The organism is Streptococcus sp. HN38, from assembly GCF_028335765.1.
In the GTDB taxonomy this organism is placed as follows: domain Bacteria; phylum Bacillota; class Bacilli; order Lactobacillales; family Streptococcaceae; genus Streptococcus; species Streptococcus suis_P.
The window spans coordinates 1,782,954-1,803,450 of record NZ_CP116604.1 but is presented as its reverse complement, the minus strand read 5'-3'; the positions used below and the strand labels follow the sequence as shown (position 1 = coordinate 1,803,450).

At 43.1% G+C, this 20,497-nt stretch carries 21 protein-coding genes; 17 read left to right on the top strand and 4 right to left on the bottom strand.

All coding sequences use genetic code 11. The annotated features are described in order from the left end of the window. The first annotated feature begins 10 nt into the window (after positions 1–10). The 11 genes from PHA78_RS08605 to PHA78_RS08555 all read left to right on the top strand — a co-directional run bounded on the left by PHA78_RS08605 (position 11) and on the right by PHA78_RS08555 (position 10,811). Positions 11–289, top strand: coding sequence for a hypothetical protein (locus tag PHA78_RS08605; protein WP_099871402.1), 279 nt, complete (start codon positions 11–13; stop codon positions 287–289). Continuing rightward, positions 286–669 (top strand): DUF5361 domain-containing protein, encoded by a 384-nt coding sequence (locus tag PHA78_RS08600; protein WP_272158008.1) that lies wholly within the window; start codon positions 286–288, stop codon positions 667–669. The genes PHA78_RS08605 and PHA78_RS08600 overlap by 4 nt, the downstream gene beginning before the upstream one ends. Then, positions 659–3,010: a phage tail protein gene (locus PHA78_RS08595; RefSeq protein WP_272158007.1), complete on the top strand. Its 2,352-nt coding sequence runs from the start codon at positions 659–661 to the stop codon at positions 3,008–3,010. The genes PHA78_RS08600 and PHA78_RS08595 overlap by 11 nt, the downstream gene beginning before the upstream one ends. Beyond that, on the top strand, positions 3,010–3,705 hold the full coding sequence (locus PHA78_RS08590) for an adenylosuccinate synthetase (RefSeq protein ID WP_044760452.1): 696 nt from the start codon (positions 3,010–3,012) through the stop codon (positions 3,703–3,705). Before PHA78_RS08595 ends, PHA78_RS08590 begins: the two co-directional genes overlap by 1 nt. Continuing rightward, positions 3,702–7,937: a phage tail spike protein gene (locus PHA78_RS08585; protein ID WP_272158005.1), complete on the top strand. Its 4,236-nt coding sequence runs from the start codon at positions 3,702–3,704 to the stop codon at positions 7,935–7,937. Before PHA78_RS08590 ends, PHA78_RS08585 begins: the two co-directional genes overlap by 4 nt. A 16-nt stretch (positions 7,938–7,953) precedes the next feature. Further along, positions 7,954–8,166 (top strand): hypothetical protein, encoded by a 213-nt coding sequence (locus PHA78_RS08580; RefSeq protein ID WP_024376852.1) that lies wholly within the window; start codon positions 7,954–7,956, stop codon positions 8,164–8,166. A 2-nt stretch (positions 8,167–8,168) separates the two neighbouring features. Further along, complete coding sequence (locus tag PHA78_RS08575) at positions 8,169–8,510, top strand: hypothetical protein (RefSeq protein WP_024376851.1); 342 nt, start codon at positions 8,169–8,171, stop codon at positions 8,508–8,510. An 11-nt stretch (positions 8,511–8,521) separates the two neighbouring features. Then, positions 8,522–8,821 carry a hypothetical protein gene (locus PHA78_RS08570; RefSeq protein WP_014636661.1) on the top strand — a complete coding sequence of 100 codons (300 nt, stop codon included), beginning with the start codon at positions 8,522–8,524 and terminating at the stop codon, positions 8,819–8,821. Between the two features lie 2 nt (positions 8,822–8,823). Then, positions 8,824–9,162 (top strand): phage holin, encoded by a 339-nt coding sequence (locus tag PHA78_RS08565; RefSeq protein WP_024376850.1) that lies wholly within the window; start codon positions 8,824–8,826, stop codon positions 9,160–9,162. Beyond that, positions 9,159–9,878 carry a CHAP domain-containing protein gene (locus PHA78_RS08560; protein ID WP_104929572.1) on the top strand — a complete coding sequence of 240 codons (720 nt, stop codon included), beginning with the start codon at positions 9,159–9,161 and terminating at the stop codon, positions 9,876–9,878. The genes PHA78_RS08565 and PHA78_RS08560 overlap by 4 nt, the downstream gene beginning before the upstream one ends. Before the next feature lie 417 nt (positions 9,879–10,295). Continuing rightward, on the top strand, positions 10,296–10,811 hold the full coding sequence (locus PHA78_RS08555) for a hypothetical protein (RefSeq protein WP_024377092.1): 516 nt from the start codon (positions 10,296–10,298) through the stop codon (positions 10,809–10,811). A 435-nt stretch (positions 10,812–11,246) separates the two neighbouring features. Here the strand turns inward: PHA78_RS08555 and PHA78_RS08550 are convergent, their stop codons facing one another. From PHA78_RS08550 to PHA78_RS08535, 4 genes are all read right to left on the bottom strand, one after another. After that, positions 11,247–12,464 carry a chloride channel protein gene (locus PHA78_RS08550; RefSeq protein ID WP_044781929.1) on the bottom strand — a complete coding sequence of 406 codons (1,218 nt, stop codon included), beginning with the start codon at positions 12,462–12,464 and terminating at the stop codon, positions 11,247–11,249. Beyond that, the gene (locus tag PHA78_RS08545) at positions 12,454–12,732 is read right to left on the bottom strand and encodes a chorismate mutase (protein ID WP_044690963.1); all 279 of its coding nucleotides are present in this window, start codon (positions 12,730–12,732) and stop codon (positions 12,454–12,456) included. Before PHA78_RS08545 ends, PHA78_RS08550 begins: the two co-directional genes overlap by 11 nt. Positions 12,733–12,813: 81 nt before the next feature. Next, on the bottom strand, positions 12,814–13,083 hold the full coding sequence (gene rpsN, locus PHA78_RS08540; RefSeq protein WP_002940393.1) for a 30S ribosomal protein S14: 270 nt from the start codon (positions 13,081–13,083) through the stop codon (positions 12,814–12,816). A gap of 139 nt (positions 13,084–13,222) precedes the next feature. Further along, the gene (locus PHA78_RS08535) at positions 13,223–13,684 is read right to left on the bottom strand and encodes a flavodoxin (protein WP_105157017.1); all 462 of its coding nucleotides are present in this window, start codon (positions 13,682–13,684) and stop codon (positions 13,223–13,225) included. A 94-nt stretch (positions 13,685–13,778) separates the two neighbouring features. Here PHA78_RS08535 and PHA78_RS08530 point away from each other — a divergent pair, with 94 nt between their 5' ends. From PHA78_RS08530 to gyrB, 6 genes are all read left to right on the top strand, one after another. Then, on the top strand, positions 13,779–14,723 hold the full coding sequence (locus PHA78_RS08530; protein WP_105202987.1) for a DHH family phosphoesterase: 945 nt from the start codon (positions 13,779–13,781) through the stop codon (positions 14,721–14,723). Next, positions 14,710–15,738: an FAD:protein FMN transferase gene (locus tag PHA78_RS08525; RefSeq protein WP_105202988.1), complete on the top strand. Its 1,029-nt coding sequence runs from the start codon at positions 14,710–14,712 to the stop codon at positions 15,736–15,738. Before PHA78_RS08530 ends, PHA78_RS08525 begins: the two co-directional genes overlap by 14 nt. Before the next feature lie 131 nt (positions 15,739–15,869). Next, positions 15,870–16,112 (top strand): type B 50S ribosomal protein L31, encoded by a 243-nt coding sequence (locus PHA78_RS08520; protein ID WP_012027466.1) that lies wholly within the window; start codon positions 15,870–15,872, stop codon positions 16,110–16,112. Between the two features lie 448 nt (positions 16,113–16,560). Further along, positions 16,561–17,790: an FtsW/RodA/SpoVE family cell cycle protein gene (locus PHA78_RS08515; RefSeq protein WP_044774858.1), complete on the top strand. Its 1,230-nt coding sequence runs from the start codon at positions 16,561–16,563 to the stop codon at positions 17,788–17,790. A gap of 13 nt (positions 17,791–17,803) precedes the next feature. Next, positions 17,804–18,343, top strand: a complete 540-nt coding sequence (locus tag PHA78_RS08510) for a DJ-1 family glyoxalase III (RefSeq protein ID WP_029173712.1) — start codon at positions 17,804–17,806, stop codon at positions 18,341–18,343. A 181-nt stretch (positions 18,344–18,524) separates the two neighbouring features. Further along, complete coding sequence (gene gyrB / locus PHA78_RS08505; RefSeq protein ID WP_002939427.1) at positions 18,525–20,477, top strand: DNA topoisomerase (ATP-hydrolyzing) subunit B; 1,953 nt, start codon at positions 18,525–18,527, stop codon at positions 20,475–20,477. Positions 20,478–20,497: the final 20 nt, after the last annotated feature.

Genomic DNA, 20,497 nt, shown 5'->3' with positions numbered 1-20,497 from the left:
GGAGGTTTGAATGTTTGAAGTAAAAACCAGTACAGGTCTTGTGATTAGCATTGACCAAGACCGTTTGGAAAACTATGAGCTTTTTGAGGCAATCGCTGCTGAAGAAGCTGGAGACAGCAGTGCCATGATTCGGATTGTCAATTTGTTACTCGGTGAAGAAGCGAAGAAACTCAAGGAGCATGTCCGTACAGAAAAAGGACTGGTGCCTATTCTTGCTCTTGGTGCTGAAATCAAGGATGTCTTTGAACAAGTCAAAGACTTAAAAAACTCGCAATCCTCGCCAGAATGATTGCGGTAGACGAGGATGCTCTTGTCTGTGATTTGGCTGAAACTTATGGCATATATGATTATCGACAGCTACCTGTTTTGCGGGTAGCTGTTTTTGCTAATGGTTTGGGCGAGTCATCACGGATTAAGAAGGTCTTGTCTGGTCAGAAGGAAGACTTGGATACTCTGCTACTTGCAGGTATCTATGATACGGTTCGCTTACTCTTTTGGGCTAAAACCAAGGACGGGCAGGCTGGACGGAATCGTCCAAACTCTGTCACTCAAGCCTTGGAAGGGTCGAAAGTGGAACGTGAAGAGAGGGTCTTCTCATCTGGTGAGGAGTTTGAACGTGCTATGCGTGCGCTAGAAATAGAGATTGGAGGTGAGGAGCATGGCGACTGATTTGGGTTCTGCTTATGTGCAGATAGTTCCGTCTGCAAAAGGCATTAGCGGGTCGATTTCAAAATTATTGGGTGGCGAAGTTGATAGCGCAGGTAGATCTGCCGGGTCAAGTCTTGGCGCCTCGCTCGTCTCTGCTTTAAGTGGAGCACTTGCAGCTGCAGGGATTGGGAAAATTATCGGTTCGGCTCTTGGAGCTGGTGCTGATTTGCAACAATCTTTTGGTGGTTTGGATACTATCTATGACGGCGCTCAAAAGTCTGCTAAGAATTTTGCCAAGGAAGCGTATAAAGCTGGTATATCCGCGAACACCTACGCTGAACAAGCAGTGTCCATGGGGGCTAGCCTGAAACAGGCTCTTGGTGGTGATTCGACCAAGGCCATCAACATGGCAAACGTGGCTATCATGGATATGACGGACAATGCGGCTAAAATGGGTACCGATATCGGTGTCATCCAACAGACCTATCAAAGTTTAGCCCGTGGCAACTATGCCATGCTGGATAATCTTAAACTCGGCTTTGGTGGCACAAAGGCTGAAATGGAACGTTTGTTGACGACTGCTGAGGGCTTGCCGTCTGCTATGGGTCGCAAGTTTGATATCAGTAACTATGCGGATGTGGTAGAGGCTATCCACCTTGTCCAGGAAAGTATGGGATTGACAGGTGTAGCAGCTGCAGAGGCTGAGAATACCTACACGGGTTCGCTTGCTGCAATGAAGGCAAGTTGGGCTAACACACTTGCAGGCTTATCTTTGGGCGAGAATATCACGCCACAATTACAAGCCTTAGCGTCGACAACGTCTAATTTTTTATTCGGAAACTTTATTCCGATGGTTGGGAATGTATTCAAGGGTTTGCCAACTGCGATTGGAACGTTTATCGCTGAGGCTAGTCCTTTGGTTGCTCAACAGTTTCAGGGTTTGTTTTCGAGTCTTGGAATGAGTGTTGATTTAACCCCTATTACTTCAAAATTTCAAGGGATTTTGACGGCATTTCAGCCTGTCATAGCAGGGCTACAGACGGCTTTTGGGCAATTACCTGGTTTCTTTTCGGCGATTGGTGCGGCTGTTGGTCCAGTGATTACGACGATTATGGACGGTATTGCTCGGATGGACTTTTCAGGCTTCCAGTCCTTAATAAGTGCTATTTTACCAGCTCTACAAGCTGGCTTCCAGACCTTCATGAGCATTGTCAGCCCTGCCATTGACTCAGTCGTTCAATCCTTCGTGTCTATGTGGAATGCTGCTCAACCTTTGATAACCATTTTGAGCGGTGCTTTAATGCCTGTCTTGCAAATTCTGGGGTCCTTCCTTGGAGGTGTTGTAAAAGGAGCTCTTGAAGGTGTCGGATTTGCTTTCGATGCTTTAAAAGTGGCTATCGAGTTCCTGACTCCTGTGGTCGATTTTTTGGTACAGGCTTTGAATTTCGTTCAGCCTGTGCTGAGTACGATTGCTGAATGGATTGGTGTAGCTATCGGTATGTTTGGTAATCTGGGTACGGCTGGGGAAGGTTTGAGTGCTTTTATCAAGTCGGCTTGGACTAACATTCAATCAGCTATTCAGACGGCTGGAAATATCATTGGAACAGTCATTGACTGGATCAAATTGGCTTTTTCTGGAGCTGGAAATGCTGTTGATGTGCTTAAAAATGTCTTTTCTTTGGCTTGGATGGGCATTCAAGATGCCATTAAGGTTGCTAAGGACATTATTGACGGTGTCATCAAGGGTGTTAAGTCAGCCTTTACTAGCTTTCAGGATGTTGTATCTAGTGTTGGGAAGGCGGTCAATGGGGTCATTGATACGGTTGTCTCCACCATCAAGGAAGTTGCCAATATCGATATTTCTGGAGCTGGTAAAGCGATTATGGATGGCTTCTTGGGTGGATTGAAGTCTGCTTGGGAGGGTGTCAAGAGTTTCGTAGGCGGTATTGCTGGCTGGATCGCGAAAAACAAAGGTCCTATCTCTTATGACCGAGTTCTTTTGAAGCCTGCTGGTCTTGCTATCATGCAAGGTTTGAATACCAATTTACAAATTGGATTTAAGGATGTCATGGGGACGGTATCTGGCATGGCTGGAGCAATTGCTAAGCCTTTTGAAAATCAGTCCTTGGCTTATGATATGACTTCGAGTGCATCGGTGGATGTACGTCGAAACTTGCTGTCTTCTACTGGCGATTTGGCTGGAAGTGATGGAGGTAGTAGCTTAAGTGCTCGTTTGGCAAATATTGAGCGCTTCCTGTCTGCTTTGGTGGATAAGGAGTTGGCCGTCTATTTGGACGGTGAAAAAATGGCTCAAAATAGCTATATGCATCAAGGTGCGATTATGGCAAGGGAGGGTATTTAATGAACTATATGATCATCAATGGCTTAGATACTTCGACCTTGGCTGATTGCCATGTTCTTGACTTTGGCAAAGCACAAACTTCAGTCGAGCGGTCTGAGTTGGTGGAAGTCTATGGTGCCAATGGGCAACTACATGTCAGCGAGGGTGCGTATGATGGCTACAACAGGACATTTATCATCACGCTACGACATTTGGCAGATGCTATGCGCTTGATTGAGGTTTTTCAGTCGGAAAATAATAGGGTAGAATTCGGCTATCTGAGGGACAGCCTTTTCTACTGCGACTTGGTATCTAGTAGCTACGTGCCACTTGGTCCGCATCGTTGGAAAGTTGAAATTGCTGTCTATATGCATCCGTTTCGGTATGTTAAAAATCCAGCTGACGTCGTTTTGGCTTCATCTGGTTCTATTCAAAATCCTGGCACGGTCTATTCTGAGCCAGTCATTATCATAGAGGGTTCTGGTCGTGTGACCTTGACCATTGGTCAGCAGGTCATGGAATTAGATTTGGATACTCGAGCGACCATCGACTGCCGTCACAAACGACAGAATGTCTATGATAAGAATGGTGCTGTAAAGAACACCATTCGCAAACGTGGTCCATTCTTCGAGATACCTGTCGGTCGGAGTGGTGTCGCGACAAGTGGGACAGTTACGAAAATAACGATTAAAGGGAATTGGAGGTACAAGGTTTGATCTATCTTAAAGACGGGAATATCCCGCTCAATCTTGCTTATGATGATGACATCGTGCAGGAAGCCAATAGTACCTACCAACTTTCCTTTAAATTTCCCTTGACTGATGGGAAGTGGAATCTACTTAGACGAGAAGTCTTTCTGCTGGCTGATGATCTGCACGGCGAGCAAGAGTTTTTCATTTTTGAAGTAAAGAAAGTAAATGGCTATGTGCAGGTTTATGCTAAGCAGGTCGCAACACTCTTGAATTACTACTCTATCAACACTATCTCGGTTGACAGGGTATCAGGGCAGACGGCTATGACTGCTTTGGCAGGTAGCGTTAAACGACCATGTCCATTTACGTTTTTTAGTGACATATTAGACCGTCATACGTTTAATGAGTCCAATGTATCTGTAATGGCTGCTTTGGCCAAGGATAAACACTCTATTGTCGGTCAGTGGGGTGGTGACTTGGTGCGTGACAAGTACCAGGTTAAATTGTTAAAAAACGGCGGTATTGAGAATGAGTCGCTGTTTATGTACAAGAAAAATCTCAGTAGCTATGAAGAGTCTGAGAACATTAACAACTTAAAGACACGACTGCACCTCAAAAAGACAATCCAAGGACAGTCTGAGGGTGAGGCAGACCGTGTAATTGCAGTGACTGTGGATAGTCCGTTGATTGGGCAATATCGTCACATCTACGAAGCAGACATTGAGGTCAATGACCAGGATGTGACAGATGTTGCTAGCTTGACAGCTTATGGTCAGCGCTATTTTAGCTCGACTCTTTGCGATCTGGTCGAAAACTCAATCAATTTGGATGTCAAAGGCAAGTCTGACGTATCTGTTAAGATGTTCGACACGGTAAGTGTATTCCACGAGCGATTCGATGTGGACTTGCGTTTGAAAATTACTAGCTACCATTTCGGACCGATGTCTAAGCGATTGAAGTCAATCGGATTTGGTAAGGTGTCGCAGACATTTGGCTCTACAGTGGCTAGTATGGTTGCTGGTAGTGTAGATAAAGCTACAAATACGTTATCAGCATCCTTTGAACAGAAACTGCAGAAGGAAATTGACAATGCAAACCGTCATTTCGACGCTGAGTTTGAAAAGCGAGTCGAGGAAATCAACGACGGTATTGAGCAGTCAAGGGCGGAGGCTGAGAGGCATGCAGACAATATCAAGAGAAGTATTGATACTGAAATCGCCCAAGTCAACACCTCCATGCAAGCACAGGCACAGGAACACGACAGACAGGTCGCAGATATATTGTCTAAAACCCAATCTGTCGAGTCGCTTGCCAACCAGGCCAAGTCTGATGCTGCTAGTGCACTAGCTAGAGCTAACCAAGTCAAGACGGAGGCAATCGCAGATGCAAGGGCGCAGGTTGCGACGGTCAGTCAAGCCTTAAACACTGCCAAGTCCGAACTGCAGACGGCAATCGCTAGTGCAGACCAAAAGGCTAGGGATAGTCAAGCGAGTGCTACAGCTTTGCGAAACGACCTCAACATGCAAGCTAGCAAGATTTTGGAGCAAGCACGAGCACAGACGGCTTTGACCAATCGTGTGTCGACAGTCGAGACTTTGGCAGATGGAACGAGGTCAACAGTCGCAGAACTCTCTAAAACCGTTTCTAAGGCGACTGGAGACATCGCTAGTGTCACAAGTCGGACTAAGTCAGTCGAAGACACTCTGAGCCAAACGAGGACCCAATACGAAGCTCTAACACAGACCGTCAATACTCAGACAGGACAGATTGAGAGTATCAATCGAAAGACTGCTGACTTGCAGAGTGGCATAGATGGGGTGACGGAGCGGTTTGAGAGTTTGCGGATAGAAGACAACCTTCTGCTCAATAGCTCTTTTAATCAAAACTTGAACCAATGGCAAGGAACTGGAGTGACTATAGTTGATGGTAAAGCGAGAATTACAGGAGAATTTAATAAAACTAAGTACATTTACCAAAGTATCAAGTCTCAGATAGCTAATGACGATGTTAGCCAAGTATACATAGCATCAATCTCAGTTAAGGTCACTAATTATGTGGCTGGTTCTATAAATCCATTTCTTGCGCTGTATATAAGCGGTAGAAAGAACGACAGCGTAAAAACATGGTTTGGCGCAACATATTTGACAGCCGCCCGCTTGGAAGCAGTCAATAATAGAGGAGTTGTGCAGTTTACCACTACTTTCAAAGTAAATGTGCCACGTAGCCAGATAGGCAGTATGGAGTTTAATATCTATGCAAGGGATTTCACTGGGGAAGTGGAATTTGAAAAAGTATCACTCAGACGTGGAAATATTGATTTAGGTTGGCAGGCTTCTCCAGAAGACCTCCGCTCCGAAATCGCAAGTTATAAGCGTACAGCAGATGAAGCAAGCGCAGAGTTATCCCGTCAAATCCAACTGGCAGATGGAAAGGCAGTAGATGCTAAGACCTACGCTCAGCAGACAGCGACTGCAATCAATACTCGATTAGAGAGCCTAGAAACCTACAAGAACGCGGAAGGGACACGAGCTAGTCAGTACTTTACCGCTAGTCGTGATGAGACTGCTCGCCAAGTATCAGCTCTGCGTGTAGCTGTTACTCAAGACTATGTCGCTAAGTCGGTATTTGAAGAAACCGCTCGCGGAATTAGTCAGCGGTTTGAAAGTCTGTATGTAGGCGGTACCAATCTATTGACAGGCACTGATGAATACACCGAAATCTTTAACAGCGAACAAAGTCACGCAGAGTTTCTGCGAACACCTTATGACTTGGCCCCAGTTTTTGATAAGTATGGGCTGATTGAGTATACCTTAAGTTTTGACTTGAGAGCATCTCAAGCGGGACAAGTCGCTGTATACCAGCAAAATGGATCAGGTTCTAAATATTCGGGTCTATGGAAAAACTTGACTGTCACAACGGAGTGGCAAAGGTTCCATGTGACCTTTACTCCAACCGAGGGAACAGTGAGTTTAGCAAATAGTTACTTAGCCTTTTATGGCACTTACGGCACGGGAGTAAAACCTATTATTCGTCGAGCAAAAATTGAACGCGGAGCGATTGCGACTGACTGGTCGCCCGCTCCTGAAGACCAACAATCCTACGCAGACACAAAAATCGCTGAATATAAGACCACGGTCGACGGGCGATTTGCGACCTTGCAATCTCAGAAGGCTAACCAAGTAGACTTGCAGACTGTACGTGAGACGGTCAATCTTTACGAGCGTATCATCGGCTCAACGGAAACTGGTATCAAAGACAAAGTCGCTCGTATGGTCATGACTGATAGTCTATTTCTAACCGAGGTCAAGGATAAGATTAGCGGTACAGCTACACAGGTTAGTCAGCTTAATAATTCGTACGCTATTAAAAATCTGACTAGTGCTGGTACAGTGCTTAACCAAATCAATTTACTGGCTAATGGTACTAATAGAATCGATGGTCGACTGACGCATATCACAGGTCAGACTTTGATTGATAATGGCGTAATCAAGAACGCTATGATTGGTAGCTTAGATGCTGGGAAAATCACCTCTGGCTACCTAAGCGCGGCAAGGATTGCTACTAATAGTATCGATGGTAGTAAGATGGTCTTTGACCAAGCGTTTGTTAATAAAATGACAGCAAACGAAGCCTTGTTTAAGCAGTTATTCGCAAAGAATGCATTCATTACAAGCGTGCAGGCAGTTACGCTATCGGCTAGTCAAATTACAGGTGGATTGATGAGAGCCACGAACAGGGCCATGGAAGTCAATCTAAACGCTGGTCAAATTCTGTACTATACGGACCAAGCGGCTCTCAAACGTGTTTTAAACGGCTATCCTACCCAGTTTGTCAAGTTCGCAACTGGTACGGTTACTGGAAAAGGAAATGCTGGAGTGACCGTAATAGGCTCCAACCGTTGGAATTCCGAGTCCTCGAATGATGGCGGATTTGTTGGAATTAGGGCTTGGAACGGTGCAAACATTGACCAAATCGATGTGGTTGGAGATACGGTCAGATTGGCAAGCTCAGCGTTTGAAGCAGCGGATGGATGGAATATCAATACCTTGCCTGGGAAATTAGACATCGATGCATTTAATGCTGAACACCGCGCTTCGTCCAAGATAAAAGTTGGGGATTTGTGGTTGTGGAAAAACGCTACGACATACTCGAGTATGAGAGATACCATAAATTTGATCATCGACAACTTACAGCTATTACACAACAATAAATCGACAGAGAGGGGTTATAGCTATACTCTACCAGCAAAAGTTTAGGAAGGAAATATTTAAAATGAACCAAGAACAAATCAACCAAGCGCTACGCTTGACTAATAACGACCTCGTGGCAAAACTGTCAGAGGAAATGACAACGAAGAACTTGCTCGCTGTGCAACTAACTGAGGCACAGCAGACCATCGCAGGTCTGCAGACAGAAATTACTGAGTTAACAAAGCAACTGGACGAAGCTACTAAACCAGCGGAAGAAATCATCGAAGGAGAATAATCATGACTGAAACTACTAACAATACTTTACTCGACTTATCAACTATTACAGAACCATTTGACCTTGCGACTGCATTGCAGTACATGAAGGAAAACGGGGAATTTATTCGCTGTAAAAATGCGACAAATGATTTTTATATGTACCGTGATGTCCAACGTCGACCAGGTATTGTCAACGGCCGTCGTCAATTCGTAGAAGTTGAAACTGTGTGGGCCTTTAATCAGTGGGGCGGAACTACAACGACAATCAACGTTGCTGATCTCTTCAATGAGGAGTTCTACATCATGCAGTTTGATGAAAACGGAAATCCAGATTGGACAGATCCGACATTGCCAAAAGAATAGGAGGAATTCTATTGCCAATCGAACACGCAGAACGAATAGCTCAAAGCCAAGTTGCTTGGGCTATTTTGTTTATTTTATTATTTGGGTTCGTCATCCGGTATCTGATTAAGACATCGGATAAGAGAGAAGCTAAGCTCATGGATTTCCATGAGCAAGCAAAGGAAGAAAGTAATAAGCGGGAGGACCGTTTGATGAATCACCTCGAGAAAACTACCGCAGAAATGGGGGCGATGGCTCGTGAAATCGGTGGCTTAAAAGGTGAAGTGTCATTAATGAGTGACCGCATCGAAAAAATCGAAAAAGGAGAATAAGTATGAATCAACTTACAGAAATTATTATAGGGTCTGCTACTGGTATATTAGCTATCGTTGCCGGTATGATTGTCCATGAGGTCAAAAAGTATCTGATTGCCAAGGGCGGTAAGCGAGCGGTCGAAATTACAGAGATTCTGGCACGGAACGCTGTTAATGCAGTTGAACAAATCGCCAAGCTAGACCAGGACAAGCATGTAGACAAGCTAGACATGGCTAAACGTCGCGTAACAGGTCAGCTTGCTAAATACAACATCTATATGACTGATACACAGTTAGAGACCTTTATCGAATCAGCAGTGAAGCAAATGAACGATGCGTGGAAGGAGACTGACAAATGACAACAGTAAATGAAGTCACCAACTTCGCCAAAGACCTTGCCAACCGTGGTCAAGGCGTAGACTATGATGGTTGGTACGGCAAGCAGTGTGTAGACCTACCTAACTGGATTTGTGGAAAATATTTCGGCAAGGCTCTGTGGGGCAATGCCATTGATTTGATAAAGTCAGCCAAGCAACACGGATTTGAGGTGCATTATATGCCTACCTCTGAGAGTCCGCGTCCGGGAGCTATTTTCGTCAAAAACTACTGGGCAGGTGACGGTATCAACTATGGGCATACTGGTCTGATTATCGGAGTCAGTGACAATACTGTCCAAACTATTGAGCAGAACCTAGTTGGTAATCTGTCTGTCGGTGGTCCTGCTCAGTATTCTAGTCAGCAAATCAGCAATCTTGTTGGCTGGTTTTATCCGCCTTACAGCGACTCTGCTGCAGTGGCAACACAGGCAAGCAGTGGCAATCTCGGTAAGGTCAAAGACGAGCAGGGGACAATGACCGTTAAAGTATCTCTGCTCAATGTCAGAGACAAGCCTGGTTTAGACGGTAAAGTTGTGGCAACGTACACGAATGGCGAGCAGTTTAATTATGATTCGGTCTATATTGCCGATGGATACATTTGGGTATCGTATGTTAGCCATAGCGGTGTACGTCGCTATGTAGCAGCAGGCGAGGAGTCAAATCGGCGCAATGTCGTACCTTATGGTACGTTTAAATAGTTTTTCAACCCAGCGGTCTGCTGGGCTTTTTTTGTTTGCTGAAATAGAATGGAACCGCACATTAATTCGCACATGGAATTTGCTTGGAAAATAGACAAACGCAGTCGTATCAATGGTTTGCATGATTTCTATTCGCACATGGAAAATAAATATACCTTGTGCATTATTGTCAAAATAGCCATTTTGTCAATGATGGTTGCGAAGATTTTTCTTGACAAAATATAGGGATGTGTGGAATAATAATTGTGAACAGAAACGGTTTAAACACCTCCTTTCTATGTTCCGACATCGCTTGTCGTTAAACCCATGCCTTGTGGCAATGAGGGGGCGGAGGGACGCGCTCGTTAACAGAAGTATCCCATTGGAAATGCGTCCTGCCAATATCCCGTTGGTAGGATTTTTTTGTGGTAGGTGTAGATGAAGAGTAAGAGATTGAAACTTGGTCAAATTGATTTACAAATGTGTAAAGATTTTGATATTATCCAAGCTATGGATTATGATTTTCAAAGTAAGAAAATCTTGAATAAAGGTCGTGGTTTTGCGATTGTTTTGGTGCAAATCCAAGAATTGACTTTCCTTATTCCCCTGCGTAGTTATATGCCAAAAAGGTATCAGTTAAAGTATAAATTGCGCCCGTCAAACAGGGTAGGGTATGTCGAAGGATTGGATTTAGGGAAATCTCTTATTTTGGAAGATAAGAAATATCTTTTGAATACTAACTTTCGATTGCGAGAGGTGACAGACTACTATAAGTTGATGGATAACGATAAAATGATTATCAATAAACTTATTAAAGTTATTGTTGATTTTAATAAAGCTGTATCGGATAAGGATATTCACAAACTAACAGACCCTAAACGTTTTAAGTTTTCAACCTTTGTCAATTACAAAGAGCGTCTGAAAACTATTTCTGAGAAAGATTATTTAAAATAGTGATAGCGAGGTCAGAAAGGCTCCTGACGCACTCGAGAGAGTACCTGAGATGTTGGATACGCCACCCAACCGCTATCATTGTATTTCAGAACCCCTCAGCGTTTGCTGGGGGCTTTTTTTGTTACCCGAATTTCAAAAAAATAGCGTTTTTTCAAAATTTGATAGAAAAATACTTACTTTTATCTCGGACGTTTTTAAAAATTGCCGTTTTTGCGGACATAATAAAAGGCCTTGTCCAGAGGTCTTGAGAAGTTGATTTATGGAGTGTTTTTTTAGTGCGTCTGCCCCAAATTCGCCCCAAAAGTTTTAAAAAATGAGTATAGATAGGTCAGAAATATAACAAAAATAGCTAAAATCAGCGTATTTTTTAAAACATACAACAACGTGTTTTGCTATAAAATTCCTGCAGGGGAGATGAAGAGTATACGAAAAAGCCTAAATGATAGGCTTTTTTGCATTATTGAATTTCCTCACCTGCACCCCATAATAAATAGTCTGTTTTCTGTTTATAAGATAAGCTATGGCAAGTACAGGAATAGCATAGGGCAGGATATTAGCACCGAATACTTCATAACTAATGAAGAGAGGAGTCAGTAAGGTATTGGTGGCTGTTCCAAATACGGCACAATACCCAAGGGCAGCAACAAGTTCTACTGGCAGCCCCAGTAATCCAGCTAAAAGAGCACCAGAACTAGCTCCAATGGCAAAGAGTGGAGTGACCTCACCGCCTTGAAAACCTGCGGCCAAACTCAAGCAGGTGAGCAGGAGTTTGAGTAGCCAGTCATAAGCAAATACGGGCTCCCCAACTAAACTGGCTTCAATCAAATTGGTACCCAGACCAGAATAGCGACCGTGATGGAAGAAGTATAGCAGGACTGTTAACCCAAGTCCCATGACGGTTATTTTTAGGTAAGGATTTGGCAACCAACGAGTCGAATGCTTTTTTGCTTGTTCTAAAAACCAGGCAAAAAGATTACCAATAACCCCGAAGCAAAGGGCAATAAATAGCCATTTAAAACTATCTGTAAAATAGAATGAGGTAGTAGCGGTGGTATGCGAAAATTTCTCCAATCCCAGTAAATGGGAAGTAGTAGAAGCCGTGAAAGCGGCAACTAGACAATAGGGAAGACTAGTCCAAGAATATTGACCAACGATTAATACCTCAATGGCAAAGAAACTAGCAGCCCATGGTGTTTGAAATAACCCTGCAAAACCTGCGGCCATACCAATCTTTGTTATCATATCTTTGGGCAAGTGTGTGAAACCATGTTTTTGTAACCAGTGTGAGAGACTGGCTCCAAGTTGGACAGCTACACCTTCGCGGCCAACGGAAGCACCGACAAGATGACTGAGCCAAGTTGTAGAGATGATGAGCGGAATGAGAACTGTAGAAATTTGCGCTTTCTCCCCTTGTCCAGCTTTGAAGACTAAGCCCATGCCTGCTTGGAGTTCCCTTCCCCATTTTTGATAAATGAAAACAATCAGCAACCCTGCAAGTGGCAGAAAGGGGATTAGATATATAAAATATTCAGACCGTAAGTCTCCAATCCCTAGTAGAATTTCCCCAAAAAGTGTGGTGATTATTCCAGCACCGACTCCAATTAAGCTGGAAAAGAAAAGGAGTTGGATGGCTTGTTTCATCTTATTGCTCATGATTCGCTAACTTGGAAGATTGATAAGCTCTTGATTGGGTCATAATATCGCTAAAGGTTGCTTGAATGGCAGAGCGGTAGTCATCCTTTTGAACCAGGCTTCCAACACGTTCAAGGACAGCATTTTCTCGGCTGGTATCCAAAACAGGCTTACCTGTTGCACGCTTATATGCTGTGACTTGGTCGACCAACTCCATTCGTTTTTCAAGTAGTTCAACCAATTGGCTATCAATCGTGTTAATCTGTTCGCGGATGCAATCCAAATTCATCTTATAAACCTCCGTATATTGTTTCAGTTGTTTTTTAGTATAGCAAAAAACAAGGCAGAATACTAGCCTTGTTTGAGGAAGTTACCAACTTGCTTTTTTTACCCCAGGAAGTTGACCAAGATGGGCTAATTCACGGAAGGTAATCCGACTCACACCGAATTTTCGCATATAGGCATGCGGACGGCCATCAGTCCTGTCGCGGTATTTCAGTCGATTTGGATTTGAGTCGCGAGGCAATTTTCGAAGTGCTTGATAGTCACCTTTTTCTTTGAGACTTTTACGTAAATCCGCATAGCGCTCGATTAACTCCAACTGTCTCTGATAGCGTGCCATTTTTGATTTTTTAGCCATAAAATTCTCCTTTTTTAAAAAACTTAACCAGTTAATTATACATCAAAACTATTAAGATTGCAAGCAATAGGTGTACAATCTTAATAAAAGGCTAAAAGAAAACAGACTAGACCTATTGATAAGCCAGTCTGTTTGTCAGTTAATTCATTGTATCTAGTTTAGCAACAAGGTCAGTTGCGAATTGCTCAAGGTTAACAATATCCTCATCTTCGGCGGCAAGGTCTACCTTAACATTTTCGGCACCCTTAGTTGCACCACGTGAACCCAACATGACATCAAAGGCATCTACTGCACTACAGAAGTCATCATAGAAGGTATCGCCAGAACCACAAACACCGTAGACCTTACCAGTCAAATCTAAGTCAGCTAGGTCAGCATAGAAATCAACGATTTCATCTGGAAGCTCACCATCACCACCATAAGAATAGGTGTAGCTGGCTACCACGATGAGGTCAGCATCCAAGATTTCTTCGGTTTCAATAGTCGTACATTCGTGAACCTGTACTTCCAAACCCAACTCTTCTAGCTTACTGGCGACGATGTCAGCAATTTCTTCTGTGTTACCAGTCATACTAGCGTAAACAATTTTTGCTAGTGCCATAATTTCCTCCAAATTACATAGTAATCTTATTATACCATACTCCCATCATTTTCAAAAGGGGAAGTTTATGCTAAAATGATGAAAAGGAGTTGCTATGACTATTTACAGTACAATTATCGAAAAAATTCGCGAATACGACACCATCATCATTCATCGTCACCAACGACCAGATCCGGATGCCATTGGCAGCCAGGTTGGTTTGCAAAAGCTCTTGCAGAAGAATTTTCCTGAAAAAACCATCAAGGTAACTGGTTTCAATGAGCCGAATCTTGCTTGGATGGCAGAAATGGATCAGGTTTCCGACCAAGATTATCAAGGAGCCTTGGTTATCGTGACAGACACTGCCAATACAGCGCGTGTGGATGACGACCGCTATGCTCAAGGAGATTTCTTGATTAAAATCGACCATCACCCCAATGAAGAGCCATACGGCGACTTGCTCTGGGTCAATACTGAGGCTAGCTCATGCAGTGAAATGATTGCAGAATTGGCCCTTCGAAGTCAGTTGGAATTGGACGGGGAAACTGCTCGTCTACTCTATGCAGGAATTGTGGGCGATACAGGCCGCTTTCTCTATCCAGCAACCAGCTCTCGCACCTTTGAGATTGTTGCCCGACTTCGTCAGGAAGATTTTGACTTTGCAAGGATGTCTCGCCAGATGGACACCATTGATTTCAAGATTGCCAAGTTGACAGGTTACGTTTACGACAACTTGGAAGTGGATGAACATGGTGCGGCACGTGTTATTTTGACGCAGGATATTCTCGAAAAATACGGGGTGACCGATGCGGATACATCATTTATCATTGGGGCTCCAGGACGGATTGGCACTGTACAATCTTGGGGGATTTTTGTGGAACAAACTGACGGAAATTACAGGGTCCGTTTACGCAGCAAGTACATTCCGATAAACGAGATTGCCAAACGCCATGATGGCGGTGGCCACCCACTAGCCAGCGGTGCTAACTCTTATTCCCTTTCCGAAAATGAGCAAATCTATCAAGAAATTCAAGAGGTCGTGAGGAATGCAAGCAAGTAGCCGTTCCCTTCGTCTAATGGGGACTATCATAGAAACTAAAATATGGCATCCAGATGCAGAACCGATTTTGGATCAGGTAGAAGAGCTTCTTTATCTCTACAAGGATCGGTTTTCTGCCAATGACTTGACCTCTGAATTAATGGAGGTCAACCTCAATGCGGGTGTTCAGGCGGTTCCTGTTGCCGATGACCTGTATGAATTGATTAAACTGGGCAAAGAACACAGTCTGGCTCAGGGATCTTTTTTGAATATTACCATCGGTCCCCTTGTGCAAAGCTGGCGGATTGGATTTAGCGATGCCAAACTTCCAACTCAAGAAATGATCAGTGAAAAACTCCAGCTCATCAATCCAAGGGACATCGAATTAGATGATGAGGAGCAGGCAGTCTATTTGAAAAAAGAAGGTATGGCCATTGATCTGGGTGCTCTTGCTAAAGGATATGTGGCAGATAAGATTGTCGACTTCTTGAAAAGAATAGGTGTGGAGGCTGGACTGATTAACTTGGGTGGCAATGTCTTAACTTTCGGTCAGGCTCCGCATAATCCAGATGGTTGCTGGCGAATTGGGATTCAGGATCCACAGAAAACACGGGGTGAGAATGCCCTCGTCCTCAAAATAGGAGAAGAATCAGTAGTTACCTCTGGTATTTACGAAAGAACCCTTACCGTGAATGGAAAGACCTATCATCATATTTTGAGTCCCGAGACCGGCTATCCAATCGAGTCGCAGCTGGCTAGTTTGACCATTGTGTCCAAACAATCTGTTGACGGTGAGATTTGGACGACTCGACTGTTTGGTCAAGAAATAACTCGGATTTATAAGATGGCAGAAGAAACGGATGGTATCGAAGCAGTTCTGATTGGGCTGGATGGCAGGATTCTAGTGACCTCAGGGCTTTCTGAGAAAGTTCTTGCTGGTAAAGAAAGAATTTCTGATAGCTTGGGCAGTCCTTCAAGAGGGGGATTTGGCGCCAGAGTAACTTCTGACCTTGTTTCAGGTGCTTCCGTACTATAACTCCGTACTATAACTTGAAAAAATATTAAAAAAATAGGTAAAAAGACTTGCCATAAGAACAAACTTTTGGTAAACTTAAATGGTTATAATCTATGGCTCGGAAAGAGTCCATGGCAGAAAGGAATTTTAAAATGAAAAAAGATATCCATCCAGAATATCGCACTGTTGTCTTCATGGACACAACTACTGGCTACAAGTTCCTTAGCGGTTCAACTAAGAAATCTAACGAAACAGTTGAATTCGAAGGTGAAACTTACCCATTGATCCGTGTGGAAATTTCATCAGACTCACACCCATTCTATACTGGACGTCAAAAGTTCACTCAAGCAGATGGACGTGTGGATCGCTTCAACAAAAAATACGGTCTCAAATAAAAAAACAGTCCTTAACGGACTGTTTTTTCACGAGCTTGAAAATAAAAGAGCGAGTTATGGTCCAGTGGACCATTTTTTCTTTGACTCTAGAAATAAGAGAGGGCTTTTTTCGTGCGTGATTGCCAAAATGATTGCCATTGGTTTACATACTCATGGCTTTGGCAAACTTATGGGGTGTGTGAAGGTAAAGCATTATATTTCAGTCTGTTCGAAGGTATGAAGATATACGCATTTTATGATTTGTGCACTAGTAATATTCTTCGAAAATCAGAATTATCCGTTGTCAAGAGCCTTGATGAACTCCAGTTCTATCTTCGACTTCGTTTCCTGGGCTACTTTTGATTTTCGTTGAGTATAAATCGTATCCCCACTGATGTAACTAGATTTTTAGTTTCAATGAGAGATGATTTTTGCTATAATGGAACGAGTAAGAATTTGAAGTGAAAGTATGAGGAAATTGATGAAAAATAGGGGAACAATCGATAGTCGAGTAGACTACTCACTTATTTTACCGGTCTTTTTTTTATTAGTTGTGGGGATTATTTCTCTCTACATTGCGGTTAGTCAAGATTATCCGGATAATGTTGTACAGATGGTTGGTCAACAAATTGCTTGGATAGGAATTGGAACAGTGGCAGCTTTTTTGGTCATGTTCTTTTCCACTAAGTTTCTGTGGCAAATCACACCTTACTTGTACGTACTTGGGCTAGGACTTATGGTATTGCCTTTGTTTTTCTACAGTCCAGACTTAGTAGCGTCAACGGGAGCAAAAAACTGGGTAACGATTGGTGGAATGACTCTTTTCCAACCATCCGAATTTATGAAAATAGCCTACATCATTATGTTGTCAAGGGTGATTGTCACCTTTCACAAACATTATCCAAATCGAAAAATTCGTGAGGATTTTATGTTGATTGGTTATATGACACTGTTTACTATCCCAGTCTTGATTTTGTTGGCCTTACAGAAAGATTTAGGAACCTCCTTAGTATTTGTTGCAATCTTTAGCGGAATGCTTCTATTATCAGGAGTTTCTTGGAAAATTCTATTACCGACTGCCTTAACGGGGATCGTTTTGGTTGGTGGATTTATGCTGATTTTTATTTCTCCTGGTGGAACAACATTCCTCCACAATTTGGGGATGGATACTTATAAAATCAATCGTATTGCAGCCTGGCTTGATCCCTTTAAAAATGCCCAATCAACGACCTACCAGCAAGCTCAAAGTTTGATAGCTATCGGAAGTGGTGGCCTAAAAGGACTAGGTTTCAATAAAACAAATCTTCTTATACCTGTTCGAGAAAGTGATATGATTTTTACGGTGATTGGAGAGGACTTTGGTTTTATTGGTGGGACGGTATTGATTGTACTATACTTGTTGCTCATTTATCGAATGCTGCGGGTAACGTTGAAGTCAAATAATCGATACTATACCTACATATCAACTGGCTATATCATGATGCTCTTGTTCCATGTGTTTGAAAATGTTGGCGCTGCAACGGGTTTGTTGCCCCTAACAGGTATTCCTTTGCCGTTTATCTCCCAAGGTGGTTCGTCCATGGTTTCAAATCTGATTGGTGTTGGTCTAGTGCTGTCAATGGGGTATCAGTCACGACTAGCTGATGAGAAGGAAACAAGTCGATCACGTCGCTATAGAAAAATTACGATAAAACGTTAGAAAGTTGGTTTATATGACAAGAGTTGCGGTTGTTTTAGCCGATGGTTTTGAAGAAATCGAAGCATTGGCCCCTGTAGACGTATTCCGTCGAGCTCATTTTGACTGTCAGATTGTTGGTTTAGATAGTCATGAAGTGGAGGGATCGCACGGTATTCGTGTTCAAACTGACCAAGTCTTTGATGGGGACCTGTCTTCTTTTGATCTGATTGTTTTACCAGGAGGAATGCCAGGTTCTGTTCACCTTAGAGATTCAGAGTCCCTGATTACGGAATTGCAAAGAGCGGTTGCATCAGGAAAATCAGTAGCAGCAATCTGTGCGGCTCCGATTGTTCTGGATAAGGCTGGTTTGTTAGATAGTCGTCACTATACATGTTTCCCAGGGAAAGAAAAAGACATTACGTCAGGTATTCATCTGGAAGAGGATGTGGTCGTTGATGGTCCAATTATCACTAGCCGAGGTGCTGGAACAAGTTTGGATTTCGCCTATAAATTGGTTGATTTATTTGGTGGAGATGGGGAAAGCCTAGCTCAAACAATGGTTTATCATCGTTAAAGTAATGAAGAAGATGGAGCTAATGTTTCCTCTTCTTTTTTCTATCAAAATATTAGAAAATATGGTATAATAAAGGGTATTCGTTAGAATGATTTTTGCTCTAAAAATATGTTTCGCTTTTATCCAGATGGATTGGCTTTTCTATTTTTAAGGAGCAACAAATAGAAAATAAGGAAAAGAAATGACAGAAGAAATCAAAGATTTACAAGAGAAGGCTCAAGAATATGATGCCAGTCAGATTCAAGTCTTGGAAGGTCTTGAAGCTGTTCGAATGCGTCCAGGGATGTATATCGGCTCAACATCTAAAGAAGGTCTCCATCACTTGGTTTGGGAAATTGTCGACAACTCAATCGATGAGGCGCTGGCTGGTTTTGCGGATAAAATTGAAGTTTATATTGAGCCAGATAACTCCATCACGGTTATTGATAATGGACGTGGGATTCCGGTAGATATTCAGGAAAAAACTGGTCGTCCAGCGGTAGAAACTGTCTTTACAGTGCTCCATGCAGGTGGTAAATTTGGCGGAGGCGGTTATAAGGTCTCAGGGGGATTGCACGGCGTAGGTTCATCAGTCGTAAACGCCCTATCTACTCAGCTAGATGTCCATGTCTACAAAAATGGTCAGGTCTATTTCCAAGAGTATAAACGTGGTGAAGTCGTTGCAGATTTGGAGGTTGTTGGAGAAACAGACCGTTCTGGTACAACTGTACACTTTACACCTGATCCAGAAATTTTTACTGAGACGACTGAGTTCGACTTTGCAAAATTAAATAAGCGGATCCAAGAATTGGCCTTCCTAAATCGTGGTTTAAATCTCTCTATTACGGACAAACGTGAGGGAGTGGAGCAAACAAAGGAATATCACTACGAAGGTGGTATTGCTTCCTACGTTGAGTATCTTAATGAGAACAAGGATGTCATTTTTGAGACCCCTATCTATACAGAAGGGGAGATGGATGATATTACCGTTGAGGTTGCCATGCAATATACGACGAGTTATCATGAAAACGTAGTTAGTTTTGCCAACAATATTCACACACATGAAGGTGGTACCCATGAGCAAGGATTCCGTACAGCTCTGACACGTGTTATCAACGACTACGCCAAGAAAAATAAAATTCTCAAAGAAAATGAGGATAATTTGACTGGTGAGGATGTGCGTGAAGGCTTGACAGCGGTCATTTCTGTTAAGCACCCAGGGCCTCAATTTGAGGGACAAACTAAGACAAAACTTGGGAATAGCGAAGTGGTCAAAATTACCAACCGCCTTTTCTCTGATGCCTTTGCAGAATTTCTTTTGGAAAATCCACAGATTGCTAGACGGATTGTTGAAAAAGGGATCTTGGCAAGCAAGGCTCGTATTGCTGCTAAGCGTGCGCGTGAGGTAACTCGTAAGAAATCGGGTCTTGAGATTTCAAACCTCCCAGGTAAGTTAGCAGACTGTTCCTCAAATGATGCAACGAAGACAGAGCTTTTCATCGTTGAGGGGGACTCAGCCGGTGGTTCAGCTAAATCCGGTCGCGACCGTGAATTTCAGGCTATTTTACCGATTCGTGGTAAGATTTTGAACGTAGAAAAAGCCAGCATGGACAAGATTTTGGCCAACGAAGAAATCCGTAGTCTATTTACAGCTATGGGAACTGGCTTTGGTGCTGATTTCGACGTTAGCAAGGCACGTTATCAAAAATTAGTCATTATGACAGATGCCGATGTCGATGGTGCCCATATTCGGACACTCCTTCTGACATTATTTTACCGCTACATGCGTCCTGTTGTAGAAGCGGGATACGTATATATCGCTCAACCACCTATTTACGGTATCAAGGTTGGAAGTGAGATAAAAGAATATATTCAACCTGGGGTTAATCAAGAGCAAGAATTGCAAGATGCCTTAGAAAGACATAGTACGGGACGGTCCAAGCCAACGATTCAACGTTACAAAGGTTTGGGAGAAATGGATGATCATCAGTTGTGGGAAACTACGATGAATCCTGAAAATCGTCTCATGGCACGCGTTTCAGTTGATGATGCGGCAGAAGCCGATAAGATTTTTGACATGTTAATGGGGGATAAGGTTGAACCTCGTCGAGAGTTTATCGAGGAAAATGCTGTTTATTCAACATTGGATGTCTAAAAACTAAAAAAACAAGTGCA